The 17686-nt window shown below is 40.2% G+C and carries 17 protein-coding genes; 13 read left to right on the forward strand and 4 right to left on the reverse strand.

Annotated elements, in window-relative coordinates; genetic code table 11:
* Positions 1 to 2: 2 nt before the first annotated feature.
* Genes BSHG_RS12475 through BSHG_RS12445 form a run of 7 tightly spaced genes read left to right on the forward strand, consistent with a single transcriptional unit; the run spans position 3 to position 7207 of the window.
* On the forward strand, positions 3 to 1280 hold the full coding sequence (locus tag BSHG_RS12475) for a nucleotide sugar dehydrogenase (protein WP_005813001.1): 1278 nt from the start codon (positions 3 to 5) through the stop codon (positions 1278 to 1280).
* Entirely contained in the window at positions 1267 to 2400 is a 1134-nt protein-coding gene (locus tag BSHG_RS12470; protein ID WP_008658913.1) for a glycosyltransferase, read from the forward strand. The genes BSHG_RS12475 and BSHG_RS12470 overlap by 14 nt, the downstream gene beginning before the upstream one ends.
* On the forward strand, positions 2393 to 3172 hold the full coding sequence (locus BSHG_RS12465; protein ID WP_008658914.1) for a polysaccharide deacetylase family protein: 780 nt from the start codon (positions 2393 to 2395) through the stop codon (positions 3170 to 3172). Before BSHG_RS12470 ends, BSHG_RS12465 begins: the two co-directional genes overlap by 8 nt.
* Positions 3173 to 3226: 54 nt before the next feature.
* Positions 3227 to 4450, forward strand: coding sequence for a glycosyltransferase family 4 protein (locus BSHG_RS12460; RefSeq protein WP_008658915.1), 1224 nt, complete (start codon positions 3227 to 3229; stop codon positions 4448 to 4450).
* A 16-nt stretch (positions 4451 to 4466) separates the two neighbouring features.
* A complete protein-coding gene (locus tag BSHG_RS12455; protein WP_005785513.1) occupies positions 4467 to 5231 on the forward strand; it encodes a glycosyltransferase family 2 protein in 765 nt (254 codons plus the stop codon).
* Positions 5228 to 6247: an NAD-dependent epimerase/dehydratase family protein gene (locus BSHG_RS12450; protein WP_008658916.1), complete on the forward strand. Its 1020-nt coding sequence runs from the start codon at positions 5228 to 5230 to the stop codon at positions 6245 to 6247. The genes BSHG_RS12455 and BSHG_RS12450 overlap by 4 nt, the downstream gene beginning before the upstream one ends.
* A gap of 3 nt (positions 6248 to 6250) precedes the next feature.
* Entirely contained in the window at positions 6251 to 7207 is a 957-nt protein-coding gene (locus tag BSHG_RS12445) for an MraY family glycosyltransferase (RefSeq protein ID WP_005801155.1), read from the forward strand.
* Between the two features lie 100 nt (positions 7208 to 7307).
* Here BSHG_RS12445 and BSHG_RS12440 read toward each other — a convergent pair whose 3' ends face one another.
* From BSHG_RS12440 to BSHG_RS12430, 3 genes are read right to left on the reverse strand one after another with little or no spacing between them, the layout of a single operon-like run.
* Positions 7308 to 8822 (reverse strand): PepSY-associated TM helix domain-containing protein, encoded by a 1515-nt coding sequence (locus tag BSHG_RS12440; RefSeq protein WP_005795828.1) that lies wholly within the window; start codon positions 8820 to 8822, stop codon positions 7308 to 7310.
* 13 nt (positions 8823 to 8835) lie between these two features.
* Positions 8836 to 9480, reverse strand: coding sequence for an HmuY family protein (locus BSHG_RS12435; RefSeq protein WP_005785524.1), 645 nt, complete (start codon positions 9478 to 9480; stop codon positions 8836 to 8838).
* Positions 9481 to 9496: 16 nt separating this feature from the next.
* Positions 9497 to 11560 carry a TonB-dependent receptor plug domain-containing protein gene (locus BSHG_RS12430; RefSeq protein ID WP_005793172.1) on the reverse strand — a complete coding sequence of 688 codons (2064 nt, stop codon included), beginning with the start codon at positions 11558 to 11560 and terminating at the stop codon, positions 9497 to 9499.
* A gap of 247 nt (positions 11561 to 11807) precedes the next feature.
* Here BSHG_RS12430 and hpt point away from each other — a divergent pair, with 247 nt between their 5' ends.
* From hpt to BSHG_RS12400, 6 genes are all read left to right on the forward strand, one after another.
* Positions 11808 to 12344 carry a hypoxanthine phosphoribosyltransferase gene (gene hpt / locus BSHG_RS12425; RefSeq protein WP_005785529.1) on the forward strand — a complete coding sequence of 179 codons (537 nt, stop codon included), beginning with the start codon at positions 11808 to 11810 and terminating at the stop codon, positions 12342 to 12344.
* 55 nt (positions 12345 to 12399) lie between these two features.
* Positions 12400 to 12969: an adenylate kinase gene (locus tag BSHG_RS12420; RefSeq protein ID WP_005785533.1), complete on the forward strand. Its 570-nt coding sequence runs from the start codon at positions 12400 to 12402 to the stop codon at positions 12967 to 12969.
* Positions 12970 to 13058: 89 nt separating this feature from the next.
* Positions 13059 to 14219, forward strand: coding sequence for a GTPase ObgE (gene obgE, locus BSHG_RS12415; protein ID WP_005785536.1), 1161 nt, complete (start codon positions 13059 to 13061; stop codon positions 14217 to 14219).
* Positions 14216 to 15028, forward strand: coding sequence for a peptidoglycan editing factor PgeF (gene pgeF / locus BSHG_RS12410; protein WP_008658924.1), 813 nt, complete (start codon positions 14216 to 14218; stop codon positions 15026 to 15028). The genes obgE and pgeF overlap by 4 nt, the downstream gene beginning before the upstream one ends.
* A gap of 21 nt (positions 15029 to 15049) precedes the next feature.
* Positions 15050 to 15715, forward strand: a complete 666-nt coding sequence (locus tag BSHG_RS12405; protein WP_005785542.1) for a B3/4 domain-containing protein — start codon at positions 15050 to 15052, stop codon at positions 15713 to 15715.
* Between the two features lie 11 nt (positions 15716 to 15726).
* Entirely contained in the window at positions 15727 to 16458 is a 732-nt protein-coding gene (locus BSHG_RS12400) for a M23 family metallopeptidase (protein ID WP_005785544.1), read from the forward strand.
* Here the strand turns inward: BSHG_RS12400 and BSHG_RS12395 are convergent.
* Positions 16397 to 17581 carry an OprO/OprP family phosphate-selective porin gene (locus BSHG_RS12395; protein ID WP_005785545.1) on the reverse strand — a complete coding sequence of 395 codons (1185 nt, stop codon included), beginning with the start codon at positions 17579 to 17581 and terminating at the stop codon, positions 16397 to 16399. The two genes, BSHG_RS12400 and BSHG_RS12395, sit on opposite strands and share 62 nt — an antisense overlap.
* Between the last annotated feature and the right edge of the window lie 105 nt (positions 17582 to 17686).

A 17686-nucleotide genomic window follows, 5' to 3' on the forward strand; every position in this document is an offset into this window, starting at 1 on the left:
AAATGGAAGAATTAAAGATTGCCGTAATAGGTCTTGGTTATGTTGGGCTACCTTTGGCTCGATTGTTTTCGACAAAATATGAATGTATTGGTTTTGATCTGAACCAGTCTCGTGTTGATGCTTTAAATTCCGGTCATGATATGACTTTAGAGGTTTCTGATGACTTACTTCGGAAAGCGTTAGAAAATGGTTTCAAATGTACCAGTAATATTGACGAAATAAGTAATTGTAACTTTTATGTTGTAGCTGTACCAACCCCTGTGGATTTGAATAATCGCCCCGATCTTACACCTTTGATTGGTGCGAGTACAACAGTCGGAAAAGTTATTTCAAAAGGGGATATTGTTGTGTATGAATCTACTGTATATCCGGGAGTAACAGAGGAAGAATGTCTTCCGGTAGTCGAAGAGGTGTCTGGGTTAACATACAATGTAGATTTTTATGCAGGTTATTCACCAGAACGTATAAACCCGGGTGATAAAGAGCATACTGTTGAAAAGATTAAGAAAGTAACTTCCGGTTCGACTCCTGAGATTGCTGACATTGTTGATTCTGTTTATAATTCAGTGTTGGTTAACGGTACTCATAAAGCCCCTTCTATCAAAGTGGCTGAAGCTTCCAAAATAATAGAGAACTCCCAGCGCGATGTGAATATTGCCTTCATGAATGAACTCTCAAAGATCTTCAATGCAATGGGCATTGATACCAATGATGTTATTGAGGCTGCATCTTCCAAATGGAATTTTATCAAGTTGAAACCTGGCTTGGTCGGTGGTCACTGTATTAGTGTTGATCCTTATTATCTTATTCAGAAGGCCCAGGTTTATGGGGTACTCCCACGAATCATGTCTGCAGCAAGGCGCTTGAATGATGGTATGGGAGACTATGTCGCTAATCAGGTGATTAGATTAATGAATAAAAAAGGTATTCTTGTCAAAGATTCAAAGATTCTGCTTCTGGGTTTTACTTTTAAAGAAGATTGCCCTGATATTCGAAATACCAAGGTGATAGACATTTATTCTACCTTACATGAGTATACTTCTGACATTACCGTTTATGATGCTTGGGCTAATTCGGCTAAAGTGGCACATGAATATGGTATATCGATCCTGACTGCTGGTCTTGATAATTTGGTTGGACAATTTGATGCGGTGGTGTTGTGTGTTGGACATAAAGAGTTCCGGCATATGAATATTCGCGGCTTTCTCCGTTCTGATATGGGTGTTGTTTATGATGTTAAAGCTGTATTGAGTAAAGATATAATAGATGGCAGATTATAATTCTTCTATTTGTTGTATTTTTAATATAGGGACTCACTATCGCAATCCTATATATTCAAAAATGTCTTCGGAGCTTCCCTGCGATTTTTATTTTGGCGATCGTTTATTGACACCAATAAAGAAAATGGATTATATCCAATTGAACCATTTTCGCTCAGAATTGCATAACAAATATTTATTTTCTCAGTTTTATTGGCAATCTAAATCTGTCCGGTTAGTCTTTAAACCCTATACTTATTATGTATTGGATGGAGAACCTTATTGTTTGTCTTCATGGGTTATCCTTTTCTGGGCAAAACTTTTAAATAAGAGAACAGTAGCTTGGACTCATGGTTGGTATGGCAGAGAAAGTATTGTAAAGAAGGTTATAAAAAAGTTGTTTTATTCTTTGTTTTCTGAGTTGATGGTTTATGGCGAATATGCTATTTCCCTGATGTCAAAAGAAGGCTTTGATAAATCAAAGATGGTTTGTATTGCAAACTCTTTGGATTATGATAATCAGTTGAAAATTAGACTCAATTTATCGCCTTCTTCTATTTATTCTACTCATTTTTCCAACTCCTATCCTGTATTATTCTATATCGGGCGTGTGCAAAAATCGAAGAAGTTGGAATATATAATCCAAGCTATGGATATCTTGAAACAGAAAGGGTTTCCGGTAAATCTTGTTGTTGTCGGTAAAGATGTGGATGGGGTTCATCTTGATTGTGAAATAGCTAAATATAATCTTGGCTCTCATGTCTGGTTATATGGACCTTGTTATGACGAGATGCGCATAGGAGAGATGTTCTATAATGCGGATGTCTGTGTGTCTCCAGGGAATGTTGGCTTGACTGCTATCCATTCTCTGACTTATGGTTGTCCTGTTATAACCCATAATAATTTTCCTTTTCAGGGTCCTGAATTTGAGTCTATAATTCAGGGGAAAACCGGTGATTTTTTTCAGGAAAATGATGTAAATAGTCTGGCTGATACTATTCAGAAATGGTTAAGTCAGAATTTGCATAGTCGAGAGGCTATTCGGCAGTTTGCCTATCAGACAATTGATACCAAATGGAACTTGTATTACCAGATGAATATTCTCAAACAAGTTTTTCTTAAACAAGCTAAGGATGAATGACTTTCGGAGTTTAATAAGGAATAGTGTTTTGGATATTTTAGGGATATTTTCCCGTCCTCAAAATGGTATTCATATATTGAATGGACATATGATATGTCGTGGAGTGGCTAATGATCAAGCAAAATATTATTTTTCTTATCAATTAAAAGAACTTTCCCGACATGTACGTTTCATAAGGGTGGAGGAGGCCACTTCTCTAATTCTCAATAATGAAAGTGTCGATGAACCTTTGGTTGCCTTTACATTTGACGATGGTTTTATGGAATGTCATTCAATGATAGCACCTGTTTTGGAACAGTTTGGGGTGAATGCGGCTTTTTTTATCAATCCCAATTTTGCGAATGGGGATGATGTGTATATTCAAAATTTTACAAATAACATAGTTCTCACTCCCGGTAAAACTCCAATGCGGTGGAAAGAGATAAGGGATTTGCATGAGAGGGGACATATTATTGGTGCACATACAATGGATCATTATATGATTAATGATAGTAATTGGGTGGAATTAGACAAGCAAATAGGTTGTTGTAAATCGGTAATAGAACAGGAACTCTCTACTTCTTGTGAATACTTTGCCTTTCCATATGGACGCTTGGAACACGCTAATCAATCTTCGATTGATATTGCATGTAAGTATTACAAATATGTGTTTTCTCAATCGGACTATAAACATTACTTTTCTTTTGGCGGTCGCGTAATTAACAGACGGCATTTTGAGCCTTTTTGGCCCGTGAAACATGTTTCTTATTTTTTGAGTTGCCATAAAAAATAGGGGACTTTAATTAGTCTTTTCGATCTTGTTCTCTTCTATTTGATCACTACGATAGTGAAAACTCTCTTTCAAATAAATGTTGTTGCTAACTCTGGTTCCACCGGCCATATTGCAGAGGAGTTAGGGCGTTTGGTTATTGCTTCTGGCTGGAAAAGTTATATTGCTTACGGTCGTTGGGCCTGTCCCAGCCAATCTATGTTGATTCGGGTTGGAACTAGATTTGATCTCTTTGTCCATGGCTTGAAATCCATGTTTTTTGACAGGCATGGTTTTGGTTCACGGAGAGCTACCTTGCACTTAATCTCAAAAATAGAGAAAATAAAACCGGACATAATCCATTTGCATAATCTTCATGGCTATTATTTAAACTGTGAGGTTTTATTTGACTATCTATCTACAGCTAAAATACCTGTTGTTTGGACTTTGCATGATTGTTGGAGTTTCACGGGACATTGTGTCCATTTTCAGAATATCGGGTGTGAGAAGTGGAAGACAGGTTGTTTTGCATGTCCCAATATACGAGATTATCCCAAAGCTTTAGGTTGTGATAACTCTCGTATGAACTTTATAGAAAAGAAGAGATTGTTTACTTCGGTTGAACGTATGATGATTGTACCTGTTTGCAATTGGCTAAGTGATATGTTGAGTAAGTCATATCTTTCTCAAATAAAACGGCAGACTATTGTTAACGGGATTGATTTGGAAATGTTTACTCCCAAAGGTAATCGTGATGTGATAAAAAGTAATTTAGGGGTAGGGACACGATATATGATTTTAGCAGTCGCTACGGTTTGGGGGATTACGAAAGGGTTTGATGATCTTATATACCTCAACTCTTTATTACCAGATAAGAGTGTAATTGTAGTGGTGGGGGTAACCACGAAACAGATAAAAAAATTACCTGGTAATATGATTGGTATAGAGAGAACGGAAAATACTAGTCAATTGGTTGAAATATATTCTGCTGCAGATATTTTTATAAACCCGACATATCAAGATACATTACCTACAGTCAATATTGAAGCGCTTGCTTGTGGTACTCCTGTTATAACTTATGATACCGGAGGCAGTGCTGATATTGTAGATTCTGATACGGGAATGGTTTTAAAACGTGGGGATATTCATACGTTATTAGAAAAGATTTTAGAAATAAGAGAAAGAGGTAAAGAGTCTTATATAATAAAATGTCGTCAGAGAGCATTGCAATTTTTTGATAAGTCAAAGCAGTTGAGTTACTACTTGTCTCTTTATGATCAATTACTAAATAAAGAAAGATAGTTTTTCTTTCATAGTTATGAAAATATCCCTTGTTACTGTCACTTTTAATAGTGCTAAGACGCTTTGTGATACGATTCATTCTGTCCTTTCACAGTCTTATACTAATATAGAATATATAATAGTGGATGGTTTGTCTAATGATGAAACCGTTACACTTATTAAAGAATATGAGCCTCTGTTTCAAGGTCGTTTGAAATGGATAAGTGAGAAAGACAAGGGACTCTATGATGCTATGAATAAAGGAATTCGAATGTCTACCGGGGATATTGTCGGGATTATTAATTCGGATGATTTTTATCATAGAGGAGACGTTTTAGAAAAAGTTGCTGAGTCGTTTGAAGCTGGTGAGACAGAGGCTATTTATGGAGATGTACGTTTTGTAAATCCTGATAATTTGGATAGGACAGTTCGCTATTATTCCTCTAAAAGGTTTGTCCCATCCTTGTTTCGATTTGGATTTATGCCTGCTCATCCAACTTTTTTTACTTATCGAAAATATTTTGATCAGTTTGGCTATTATAAAACAAATTATAAAATAGCTGCTGATTATGAGTTGCTTGTTCGTTTTTTATATGTACACCGGTTAAAGAGTAAATATTTACCTTTGGATTTTATGAAAATGAGGACAGGAGGTGCGAGTACGGCTTCTATTAAAAGTAATATCCTATTGAATAAAGAGATAGTCAGAGCCTGTAAGGAGAATGGAATATGGACTTGTTATCCTTTGCTTCTATTAAAATATTTAGTAAAAGTATTTGAACTGATTTTTATAAAAAAATGAATATACTTATTTCTGGAATTCATGGTTTTGTAGGCTCTAATTTTATTAGGGCTTTGAAAGATAAACATACTTTGTATGGGCTTGATATTGTTTCTCCTGCTAAAGAGGGAGTCGTAACTACTTTTTCTTGGCAAGACTTCGAACCCACATCTTTTCCTTTTCAAACTCTTCCCCAATTCGATGCCATTATTCATCTTGCCGGAAAGGCCCATGATACGAAAAACCAATCAGCCGCTCAGTCCTATTTTGACATCAATACCGGTCTGACTCAAAAGATATTCGACTTCTTTTTGGAGTCTTCTGCCAAGAAATTCATTTTCTTTAGTTCGGTGAAAGCTGCTGCCGATAGTGTAGTAGGAGACGTGCTTACTGAAGACGTGATTCCTACTCCGGTTGGTCCTTATGGGGAGAGTAAGATTAAGGCGGAAGAATATATAAAAAATCATTTTATGTTTCCAACTTCTTCTATTAGTGAGGATCGGTCTTTGCGGTTGGAAAAAGAGAAGGGGAGGATACCCAAGAATAAACAGGTGTATATTCTTCGTCCCTGCATGATTCACGGACCGGGAAATAAAGGGAATCTGAATTTATTATATAATGTAGTGAAAAAAGGAATCCCTTGGCCTCTTGGCGATTTTGATAATCGCCGTTCGTTTACTTCAATCGATAACCTTTGTTATGTGATTGAGGGGCTTTTGAATCAGGATGTGCCTACGGGCATCTACCATATGGGAGATGATGAAGCTCTTTCAACGAATGAACTGATTGGCATCATGTGTGAAGCAATGGGAAAAAAGCCGCATATCTGGAAAATGAACAAAAGGGTTATGGAAGGATGTGCCGGCCTGGGTACTTTGATGCATTTACCTTTGAATACGGAAAGACTTCGTAAACTGACGGAAAATTATGTGGTAAGCAACGCTAAGATCAAGGCCGCTTTGGGCATTGATAAATTACCTGTAACGGCTAAAGAAGGATTGATGAAGACCATTCGTTCATTTGAAGAAACTAAATAACTTATGTACTATCTAATAATCTTAGTTCTGCTATTCCTGGCAGAACTTTTTTATTTCCGTATTGCGGATAAGTGTAACATTATCGATAAGCCTAACGAACGTAGTTCACATACCCGGATTACACTGCGTGGTGGAGGGATCATCTTTTATTTTGGGGCGTTGGCTTATTTTCTGACAAACCACTTTGAATATCCATGGTTTATGCTGGCTTTGAGTCTGATAACCTTTATCAGTTTTATAGATGACATCCGTTCTACTTCGCAAGGACTTCGTCTGGTCTTTCATTTTACGGCAATGGCTTTGATGTTTTATCAATGGGGGCTGTTTAGCTTGCCTTGGTGGACGATCCTTGTTGCCCTGATCATTTGTACTGGGATTATCAATGCTTACAACTTTATGGATGGCATTAATGGCATAACAGGCGGATATTCATTGATCATTCTGATAGCATTGGCCTACATAAATAGGATATATGTCCCATTTGTTGAACCGGACCTTATTTATACTATGCTTTGCGCAGTATTGGTCTTTAATTTTTTTAATTTCCGCAAACAAGCGAGATGTTTTGCCGGTGATGTCGGTTCGGTCAGTATAGCTTTTGTAATCCTGTTCCTGATCGGAAGTTTAATTATCAAAACAGAGAATTTTGGCTGGCTTATATTGCTTGCTGTATATGGAGTAGATAGTGTGTTGACGATCGTTCATCGATTGATGCTTCACGAAAATATTGGTTTGCCTCACCGGAAACATTTATATCAGATAATGGCTAATGAACTGAGAATACCGCACGTAGTAGTATCGTTGGTGTATATGATTGCGCAAATTATAATTATCATCGGATATTTATATTGCCGGAATTATGGTTATTGGTATTTATTGGGCTGTATCCTCTTGCTGAGTGGAATATATATTGTTTTTATGCACAAATATTTTCACTTGCATCTTTTATCTAAAAGATAATTATTGTATCTATAATAATTTTAGTTATGACCGTTATTAATTCCTTCTAAAAACTATAACTAGCTTTTGGGGGTTCTATAAGCAAAAAAATAAGGATGCATTAATGCATCCTTATTTTTTTGCTTCGTTTATGGTGTCTTTTATATACGATATATCCCGAAATGAGGATTAGCGTTAGCAGAAGTCCGGAAATAAAAACGAATAGATCTGAAAAAACACCTAAGAACGGAGAATAACAACGACCGACATGAAGTTCCAAACAGAAATTCCATAACGACATGGGTTGCTGTTTTATAAGGTCCGGCATTGCCGGTAATACTAAATTGTTCTCTTTATTGCGTGCTCCGTTGTCGTATTCGAAGATTACTTCACGGGTAACTAAATCGTCAGTGAATCCGTTGACGAGACTGCCGCCGAGTGGTCGTCCGTGAACGGCTGCAGGAGGTTGTCCCGTATAATAATCGAGGACGGTGCCGGTGGAAGGATTCCAGACGAAGAGGCCACTGAAAGATCCGATCAGCCATTCGTCCGGACTTTGGGGATGAAATACATTTACTCCCATAGGGCTTACCGGTGGAGTTTGTTTTAACTTAACCGGTGGAAGTTGTAAATCGTTTATCCGGTAGAATCCCATTGACGAAGATAACAGCCAGACATTCCGGGATGCGTCCCAACGAATACTGCGAAGCTTGTCGTGCCAGGGATTATCCGAATCGAGTGTACTCCCAGGGACAGGCCGGGTATTGACCAGAACAAAAGGTATCATTAATGGAGGTCGCAGACACATGCCTGTGACAGATAGCAATAGGGTCAGTCCGATCAACCATGTACCCAATTTATTGTGCCAGTTCAGTGAAGTTTTCAGAGCCTTTGCCTGTGTCTTGACAGGAAGCCTTTTTCTGTGTCTCCGGCGAATGAATGGGGGAAGAAGGGTGTATATGATTCCTGTAGCACTGAGAACGATTAATACTACTCCCAGAAAATCGACTGCCAGTTTGCCGGGGGTACCGAATAACTCTCCGCTATGCAGCAGCCAGATGGTCCGGAACAAAGAGGTCTTTGGGGAATAGTTTTCCGGTGTTTTCAATTCTGTTTTCCGGAATTCGTCATAAGGAGAAACACTCGTATAAAGATAAGAGCGTGTCAATATGACTAAGGTATCCCCACGTTGAGTGATATCTGAGATTCGTTCGTCATTGCCGGCTATCGGATATTCTTTCCAACTGTCATGGTTCAGGAGATAGATAGAATATAATCCGGCACACCAGATATCGTTATTGGCTACACGGACGATATTACTTATTTTACGATTGTCGATTCCTTCGGCCAGACCTCGGTTGAAATCGGCAAATGTAGCAAAGCAGGAGTCTGTTTTCCAGACTCCTGCATTACCATATGCCAGAATTTTCCCATCGGGTAGGCGTAGTGTTCCCTTTATGATTCCATTATTCCAATTTTTGTAGTGATAGCTTTCCGGCATCCAGTTTCTGCTGACTTCAGCTTTTGAAAAGAGTGTACGATGATTGAGTACAATACCGGAAAAGCAGAACATCAGGATAAAAAAGCTAAAGAATAAACCTACCCATTTATGGTATTTCTTCCAGAAATTTTTCATTAGAGATTTTTGCTTAGTTTAAATTTGTACTGCCATCCGGCTGAATGGCATATTCAAATGAATAAATACCGCTTTTGCCTTCGTCATCATAAAAACTCTTGGCTTTCAACTTGGCATATTTCCCACTGGCTGTGCGAACGATAAATACGTAATCGCTTGGGGTGTAAGTGGGAGGAGGGCCGGCAAAAGTGATTGCTTTACAGAGAACCTCATTAGCGGTGGACTCCATGGTAGGAGGAGGGAAACCTGTGCCGGGAGCAGTGATGGTATAGGCTGCGTCGACAGTAAATGTTCCCTGCGGAACTGTCGTACAGGCTGCCAAATCTTTAATGTTAGTGAGTAATGCTCCACCTTTTCCTTTGCCGGATGCACCGCTGTTGGTACGCACATTGTAACGATTGAATGCGATGTCCCAGTCTGTATTTTCGGCATGGGATTCTTCACTGACGCTTACTTCTTTTCCTTTTTCAAGTGAATAATAGATCCAGTCGTTTCCGTATGCTGTTTTCCGACTCAGGCTTACTTGTTTTACCGGCAACGTGTTTTCTCCTTGTGAAGGATCGTCGGGACTATTGTTGTCTGAGCAAGCGGTGATGATAAACGCTGAAAGTACGCCAAATAATAGAATGGCGAATCTGAATTTGTTTTTGTTGTTCATTATTGTTTTAGTTTAATTAAAGTGTATAATTACATGCGATAAAATAGTTTCTTCCCGGTGAAGTGGAAGTATTGAAAGTCACTCGATCTGAAGTATAATCGAATAAATTGGTTATTCCTGCTGTGATTCTCAGATTCTGCATGATATATTGAGATACTGTCAGATCCCAAAGACAATAAGGGTTTACTTTAGCCTGATAGTAGGCTTCTACCTTCTTTCCGTCTATTTCCAGTTCATCCAACACATCGAATTTCTTTTTCCCCATAATATTGCCGGACAGGTTGACAACGGTGGCATAGCGTGGGATGCGTGTGTTATATTCAGCACGAATATTACCGGAATGTGGACTGGAAGAGCTCAACCGGACTCCATCAGCATCTTTGCTTGTGTACAGATAATTGTATGCTCCATGCACATTGATATGTCTGTTTATTTGTATTTTGCACATGGTCTCTACTCCTGCCAGGCGGCTTTTTCCTATATTGATATAATGGAGTTCCGTTTGGTCATTGCTCCACATTCCTTCTATTTTGTTTCGGAACCAGTTGCTATAAACGTTGGCATTGATATTGATCCAACTGTTCACATATTCTCCCGAAAGAGAGATATAATTGTTGGTTTCGGGTTTCAGTTTACTGTTGCCATATATCCAGAACATGCCCAGATGGTCCCAGTTCATGTACAACTCTTTAATGCTGGGTGAACGGTAGCCGCGTGCATAGTTAAAGCGGACAGTGAATGGAAAGATCTTATACATCACGGAAGCTTTGGGAGTGAGGTTGGTACCGTATTTCTCGTGATAGTCGCAGCGGAGTCCCGCTATTACGGAGAATTGCTTGTTGATGCTCCAGTCATCCTGGAGGAAAGCGGTGGCATACCATTGACTTTTGTTTTCTTTCACACCGGTTTCAAATTTATCACTGAATAATGATTCTCTGTAATATTCCAATCCTCCCGTAATGGTCTGTTTATCGAGCGCCGTAGTGCTATATACGATACGGGGCTGGATAATATTGTTTTTATATTCGAGACGACGACCGCTCTTCAGTTCGTATTTATCATATCGGTTGTAGTGATCGGTATGAACAGAGGCTACCAAAGAGGATTTGTCGGAAATCGTGTAATCTATGCTTCCGCCATAGGTATAGTCCTCTGATTTCTCGAATATATTATCTGCTTGAAAATCATATTTGTTCAGCATATAATAGCTTCCTTTTAACTGGACTTTGAGTCGTTTGCTGAAACGATAGTCCATTTTATGGGCTACTTGTACGTCTTCGTATCCCGATATACTGGTCGGGGTTTTACTGAGTTCTTCGGTAATTGTGGTGTTATAGGCCGGAAAATATTTCACGAGAGGTTTTTTATCGAATAATTGGTATCCATCGAAACTTTTGTAAAGTACGTCGGTGTTCATGGTGAACTTGCCTAGGTTCAATCCAAGAGACAGATTGGTGTTCAGATTGGGTTTATCCAGATGAATCCGATATTTGTATTGCGAATGATCTTTGGGAGTATCTTTATAGTTTTGCTGGTTTCTTCCTGCATAGCGTATGCCTGCGGAAGCCTCGAATTTCTTTTTGGCTTTACGCGTAATGATGTTGATAACTCCGCCCATCGCTTGAGAACCATAGAGGGCCGAAGAAGCTCCTTTGACTATTTCGATATGGTCGATATTATAAAGATTGATTCGCGAATAGTCGATGTTGCCACCGTTTTCGCCCGCTATACGTTCGCCGTCTATCAGGAAAAGGATGTGTTTGGAACCTAATCCCTGTATATCGATGCTGGTTCCATAGCCAACCTCCTGAAAGTTAAGTCCGGGAACCTCTTGAGTCAGAAGGTCCTGAATGTTACCGGTTCCTCTTTCTTCTATTTGCTTAGAGGTGATTATCTGAGTGATGACCGGTGTGTTCTTAATCTTCTTTTCTGTTCGGGTTGCCGTAACCACAATTTGTTCAAGATTGAAAGGATCATCGTTCATATAAGAGACTGTGTCCTGTTCTTGCCGTACATTCTGTGCTGCTAAAGGAAGTGTTCCTATAAGAGTAAGTAGTAATGCTAATTTTACTTTCATCATAATCTTTGTTTTTGAGACAGCAAAGATAGAGGGTCCTTAAAGAGTGTGAAATACCTAAAAATAGGTAAAAGACGGATGCCGGTTGGTACTAATTCCATTAAAATTATTAGTTCAACTTCCGAATGGCTTTTCACACCTTGCATATCGGAGGGATTCTGTAACTTCTCTTAAAGAATTTGCAGGAGATGGTGTAAGGAGTGGAATAAAAATCGTATTTTTGCAACCAACTTTTTTAAAATAACCGGTTATGGATACCATTCAGATAAAAGATAAACTATTCACTGTTTCTATCAGGGAACAAGAGATTCAGAAAGAAGTGATTCGCGTGGCGAACGAAATTAATCGTGATTTGGCAGGTAAGAACCCGTTGTTCCTCAGTGTGTTGAATGGCTCGTTTATGTTTACTGCCGACTTGCTGAAACACATTACGATCCCTTGCGAGATCTCTTTTGTGAAGCTGGCTTCTTATCAGGGAGTATCATCTACCGGTTCCATTAAGGAAGTGATCGGTATTAATGAAGACATAGCGGGACGTACGATCGTTATTGTAGAAGATATTGTGGATACGGGACTGACTATGCAGCGTCTGCTGGAAACATTGGGAACACGCGGACCAAAAGAAATTCATATTGCTTCGTTGCTGGTGAAACCGGATAAACTGAAGGTGGACTTGAATATTGAATATGTGGCAATGAATATTCCCAATGATTTCATTGTAGGATATGGTCTCGATTATGATGGTTTCGGCCGTAACTATCCGGATATTTATACAGTTGTAGACTAACATAAAATAATAGGTATACCAGTAATGGTAAAATGTAGAATTATAAATTAACAAGATGCTGAACATTGTAATTTTCGGTGCTCCCGGTTCAGGAAAGGGAACACAAAGCGAACGTATTGTTGAGAAATACGGAATTAATCACATTTCAACAGGAGATGTATTGCGTGCAGAAATTAAAAACGGCACAGAACTGGGTAAAACAGCTAAAGGCTACATTGATCAGGGACAGTTGATTCCGGATGAATTGATGGTAGACATTCTGGCAAGTGTGTTTGATAGTTTCAAAGATAGCAAAGGGGTTATTTTTGACGGTTTCCCAAGAACTATTCCACAGGCTGAGGCGTTGAAAGTGATGTTGAAAGAACGTGGTCAGGACATCTCTGTGATGTTGGATCTGGATGTTCCGGAAGAAGAACTGATGACTCGTCTGATTAAACGTGGTAAGGAATCGGGCCGTGCAGATGATAATGAAGAGACCATCAAAAAACGTTTGGTTGTATATAATACACAGACTTCACCGTTGAAAGAATATTATAAAGGCGAAGGCAAATACCAGCATATCAATGGTCTTGGAACCATGGAAGGTATCTTCGAAGATATTTGTAAAGCGGTGGATACATTATAATTATAAAATATGTGTGCTGATATGCTCCATGCGCTATTTATAGCCAATGGACATATTGGCACATGATTACATCGAAAAAATAATTGGTTATGGCTGAATCGAATTTTGTTGATTACGTAAAGATATACTGCCGCTCGGGTAAAGGCGGAAGAGGCTCTACGCACATGAGGCGAGAAAAATATACTCCTAACGGTGGACCTGATGGAGGAGATGGCGGAAGAGGAGGCCATGTTATCCTGCGTGGTAACCGGAATTACTGGACATTGCTTCACTTGAGATATGATCGTCATGCAATGGCTGGTCATGGGGAGTCGGGCAGTAAGAACCGTAGTTTCGGTAAAGACGGAGCGGATAAGATTATTGAAGTTCCCTGTGGTACGGTGGTTTACAATGCCGAAACAGGTGAATATGTATGTGATGTAACAGAACACGGACAAGAGGTCATTCTCTTAAAAGGCGGACGTGGCGGATTGGGAAACTGGCACTTCAAGACGGCTACCCGTCAGGCTCCCCGTTTTGCCCAGCCGGGCGAACCGATGCAGGAGATGACTGTAATCCTTGAATTGAAGTTGCTGGCTGATGTAGGTCTGGTAGGTTTCCCAAATGCAGGTAAGTCTACCTTGTTATCTGCTATTTCTGCTGCAAAACCAAAGATTGCCGATTATCCGTTTACAACATTGGAGCCTAACCTGGGTATTGTATCTTATCGTGACGGACAGTCGTTTGTGATGGCTGATATTCCGGGAATTATCGAAGGTGCCAGTGAAGGTAAGGGATTGGGATTGCGTTTCTTGCGTCACATTGAGCGCAACTCTTTGTTACTTTTCATGATACCGGCGGATAGCGATGATATCCGTAAAGATTATGAAGTGCTGCTAAACGAACTGAAAACATTTAATCCTGAAATGCTGGATAAACAACGGGTACTTGCCATCACTAAGAGTGATATGCTGGATCAGGAGCTGATGGATGAAATAGAACCGACATTGCCGGAGGGAATTCCTCATGTATTCATTTCATCTGTATCCGGTTTGGGCATCTCGGTGCTGAAGGACATTTTATGGACGGAGTTGAATAAGGAAAGCAATAAAATAGAAGCTATTGTGCATCGTCCGAAGGATGTCAGCCGATTGCAGCAGGAACTCAAAGATATGGGTGAGGATGAAGAACTCGACTATGAATATGAGGATGATGGTGATGAGGACGATTTGGATTACGAATACGAAGAAGAGGATTGGGAAGATAAATGATTTCACTCACTGACGATAGAAAAATGTTGGGGTATGGGCTGTTGGGCGCATACCCCAACATTTCTCATTTTGTAACGACCCGTCACGGCGGTTATAGTGAGGGGGCGTATGCTTCTTTTAATTGTTCACCTTTTTCGGGAGATGAACTTGAAAGGGTAGAGAAGAATCAGACGTTGTTGTTTCAATCACTATCGCAAGCTCCTAGGCATTTGATTATTTCTTTTCAGACACACGGAACGAAAATACTTCCGGTCGATGAAAAATTTCTTGGAGCTTCTGGGCAGCAGCAACAGGAAATGCTAAACGGGATTGATGCGTTGATTACCACTGAGCCGGGATGCTGCATTTGTATTTCCACGGCAGACTGTATTCCGGTATTGTTGTATGATAGAGTACATCATGCTGTAGCGGCTGTGCATGCCGGGTGGAGGGGGACAGTGGAGTATATTGTTGGACATACGCTTGAGAAGATGCGGGCTGTTTTTGGAACGGAAGGACAAGATGTAATCGCATGTATCGGTCCGGGTATCTCTCTGCAATCATTCGAGGTGGGGGATGAAGTTTATGAAACTTTTCGTTTGAATGGTTTTGATATGTCGCGTATCTCTTTCAGGCATTCGGTTACACATAAGTACCATATTGACTTATGGGAAGCCAACCGGCAACAGCTTTTGGATTTTGGAGTACCGGGAGTACAAATTGAAATAGCGGATATTTGTACTTACATCCGGCATGAGGATTTCTTTTCAGCGCGAAGATTGGGCATAAAGTCCGGACGTATTTTGTCGGGCATTATGATAAATAGCTGATAGATAAAATTTTGATTTATTATGTATACCATTATTGTATCGAAAGAGTTAAAAGAAGCATGTCCTGTTTTTGCAGGGGTTGCTATATATGCTGAAGTGAAAAACACTTCTTATTGTGAAGGGCTTTGGGAGGAGATTCAATCTTTCACAGAAATGCTCACTGCAACAACCCGGTTGGAAGATATTAAGAAACAACCTGTGATAGCTGCCACACGTGAAGCCTACAAACGCTGCGGGAAAGATCCTGGGAGATATCGGCCGTCGGCCGAAGCGTTACGTCGCAGATTGATGCGGGGGATTGCTTTGTATCAGATTGATACTTTGGTCGATTTGATTAACCTGGTTTCTCTCCGGACCGGACATTCGATAGGTGGTTTTGATGCTGATAAGATAGCGGGCACTGGTCTGGAACTGGGGATCGGTAAGATGAACGAGCCTTTCGAAGGGATCGGGCGTGGTGTGCTGAATATCGAAGGGCTGCCGGTGTACCGGGATGCTGTGGGGGGAATAGGGACTCCGACCAGTGATAACGAACGGACAAAGATGGGGCTGGAAACAACACATATATTGGCTATCGTTAATGGCTATAATGGTAAAGAAGGACTGCAGGAAGCTGCCGAAATGATACAAACTTTATTGAAAAAATACGCTGACTCGGACGGAGGAACAATTACTTACTTTGAATAACGGATATCCCCATGAAAAACATATTCACTTTACTGATTTTATCTGTATGCTTTTTGTGTGCCAACATATCGGGTAGGGCACAGAACAAATTTTCGGATATGGAGGTCAATCATGTCCGGGTGGCTACACCGGGACTTTTTTCCAAGGAGAATTGTGTCATGCTGGATCTGAAGTCCCTGTCACGGAATTACTCTTTCCCTTTGCCGGGAGGCAAAGTCATTTCGGGCTATGGAACACGTGGAGGCCATAGCGGTGACGACATAAAAACTTGTGCCCGCGATACGATTCGTGCAGCTTTTGACGGGGTGGTACGTATGGCTAAACCTTATGGTGCGTATGGCAATGTGATTGTGATACGACATCCCAATGGACTGGAGACGGTATACAGTCATAATGTGAAGAATCTGGTAAAGAGTGGGGATGTGGTGAAAGCCGGAATGGCTATTGGCCTGACCGGACGTACCGGACGGGCTACTACCGAGCATCTGCATTTTGAGACGCGGATTAACGGACAACACTTTAATCCCGGTCTTATTTTTGATATGAAGAAGGGAACCTTGCGTACTGATTATTTGCAATGTACGAAGAAAGGTAAGGGAATTGTTGTTAAAGCTTTGAAAAGCGAAAAAGTCCTTCCTAAATATAAAACTCTTTCGCCTTTCCTATATGAGCTGCCCGGGATTAAAAAACCGGTATGGAATATACCAGCCCTAGCGAGATCCGCTGCGTATTCGGGTCTATAGCATCTAAATTGCGGGCGGGTTTCAATAGTTTATTCCGTTTGTATTGATAGTGCAAGAAGATCAATAGTTCGCTGTTCCTCATTGGATAGTATTCCACACAAACTTGTCCGCACCATGTCCGGCGATAGGTACCTTTTTCAAAGATACCGTTAGCTTTATAAATTTTTCCGGATTCGTAAATACCTTTCAGGTAAGCATTCCAATTAGGGTGGAAGCGGTAGTCTACATTGGCAATCGTGGTAAAATACTCGGTATGTTGGGCTGTCTGCGGGTTTTCCAAGTCTATGCGAGGTAAGGCGCTGATAATGCCTTTATTATCGATTCCTTGTCGGGAGTACATGAAATCCATATAAGCGATCCATGGACCTTTTTCGTAAACATTGCCTGCGGTAAGATACATTATATTTCTTCCTTTGGCCTGCTGTCCCCATGAAGCGGCGTATCTCAACTGAATGGCTTTGTCCAGATAATAACTGTTCCAGTTAATGGTCGATATCAGAGGTACTTTGGTAGCTTCGACATCTGTCGGCAGGCCGTGAAGGTAAGTATCTGCGTCTCCACCGTTACGGTTGTTGACTATCTGAAAATTGAGTTCTTGAGTCGGAGTCACATTCCAAGTGGCAGATACTCCCGCCAGAAAGCAGTTTACATAATTATTAAACTCGCTGAATTCACGTACTTTAATCGGATTGACGTAGTACTCATAGCCTCCCAGCATAAGAAATTGCTTTCCGGCCGTGATGGAAAAGCGATCGGAAAGGTGATAGGTCAGATAAGCATACTCTACGGAAGAGGACAGATTATCCAGAGCAAAGGGGTTGCTGTATTTATTAAAAGATTGCCGGAAATGGTAAGAGAACTTCCGGTTGATATTTCCTATGATTTCCAGCTTAAACCGGTTTAACTTGAAAGCAACTTCATCTAACTCATTTTCAGTAAAAGAGGCAGCACATGAAGTATATAATTGGAGATTCATGTGAGCGGAAAATCCTTTGTTCTCTTTTCCGGTGACGCGTTCGATCACAGAGGGGATAGAGTCTTTGGGGGAAATAATTGGTTGTTGTTGAGCTGCAACAGTGCTCATGGTAAACAAGGTTACCAAAAGGAAGACGTGTCTTTTCATATTTGTGAAATCTCTTAGGGTTAATAAAGTGATGCAAAAATAATAAAAAAACGTCTTCCTTTCGGTTATTCTAGGGTAAAACTAAAACTGTTTGTTTCTCCTTTA

It is taken from the genome of Bacteroides sp. 3_2_5 (genome assembly GCF_000159855.2).
Taxonomy (GTDB): domain Bacteria; phylum Bacteroidota; class Bacteroidia; order Bacteroidales; family Bacteroidaceae; genus Bacteroides; species Bacteroides fragilis.

Excerpts from the sequence above, each read along its gene's own strand:
- BSHG_RS12475 (WP_005813001.1), top strand. The coding sequence starts at position 3 with ATGGAAGAATTAAAGATTGCCGTAATAGGTCTTGGTTATGTTGGGCTA.
- BSHG_RS12470 (WP_008658913.1), top strand. The coding sequence starts at position 1,267 with ATGGCAGATTATAATTCTTCTATTTGTTGTATTTTTAATATAGGGACT.
- BSHG_RS12465 (WP_008658914.1), top strand. The coding sequence starts at position 2,393 with ATGAATGACTTTCGGAGTTTAATAAGGAATAGTGTTTTGGATATTTTA.
- BSHG_RS12455 (WP_005785513.1), top strand. The coding sequence starts at position 4,467 with ATGAAAATATCCCTTGTTACTGTCACTTTTAATAGTGCTAAGACGCTT.
- BSHG_RS12450 (WP_008658916.1), top strand. The coding sequence starts at position 5,228 with ATGAATATACTTATTTCTGGAATTCATGGTTTTGTAGGCTCTAATTTT.
- BSHG_RS12445 (WP_005801155.1), top strand. The coding sequence starts at position 6,251 with ATGTACTATCTAATAATCTTAGTTCTGCTATTCCTGGCAGAACTTTTT.
- BSHG_RS12440 (WP_005795828.1), bottom strand. The coding sequence starts at position 8,822 with ATGAAAAATTTCTGGAAGAAATACCATAAATGGGTAGGTTTATTCTTT.
- BSHG_RS12435 (WP_005785524.1), bottom strand. The coding sequence starts at position 9,480 with ATGAACAACAAAAACAAATTCAGATTCGCCATTCTATTATTTGGCGTA.
- BSHG_RS12430 (WP_005793172.1), bottom strand. The coding sequence starts at position 11,560 with ATGATGAAAGTAAAATTAGCATTACTACTTACTCTTATAGGAACACTT.
- hpt (WP_005785529.1), top strand. The coding sequence starts at position 11,808 with ATGGATACCATTCAGATAAAAGATAAACTATTCACTGTTTCTATCAGG.
- BSHG_RS12420 (WP_005785533.1), top strand. The coding sequence starts at position 12,400 with ATGCTGAACATTGTAATTTTCGGTGCTCCCGGTTCAGGAAAGGGAACA.
- obgE (WP_005785536.1), top strand. The coding sequence starts at position 13,059 with ATGGCTGAATCGAATTTTGTTGATTACGTAAAGATATACTGCCGCTCG.
- pgeF (WP_008658924.1), top strand. The coding sequence starts at position 14,216 with ATGATTTCACTCACTGACGATAGAAAAATGTTGGGGTATGGGCTGTTG.
- BSHG_RS12405 (WP_005785542.1), top strand. The coding sequence starts at position 15,050 with ATGTATACCATTATTGTATCGAAAGAGTTAAAAGAAGCATGTCCTGTT.
- BSHG_RS12400 (WP_005785544.1), top strand. The coding sequence starts at position 15,727 with ATGAAAAACATATTCACTTTACTGATTTTATCTGTATGCTTTTTGTGT.
- BSHG_RS12395 (WP_005785545.1), bottom strand. The coding sequence starts at position 17,581 with ATGAAAAGACACGTCTTCCTTTTGGTAACCTTGTTTACCATGAGCACT.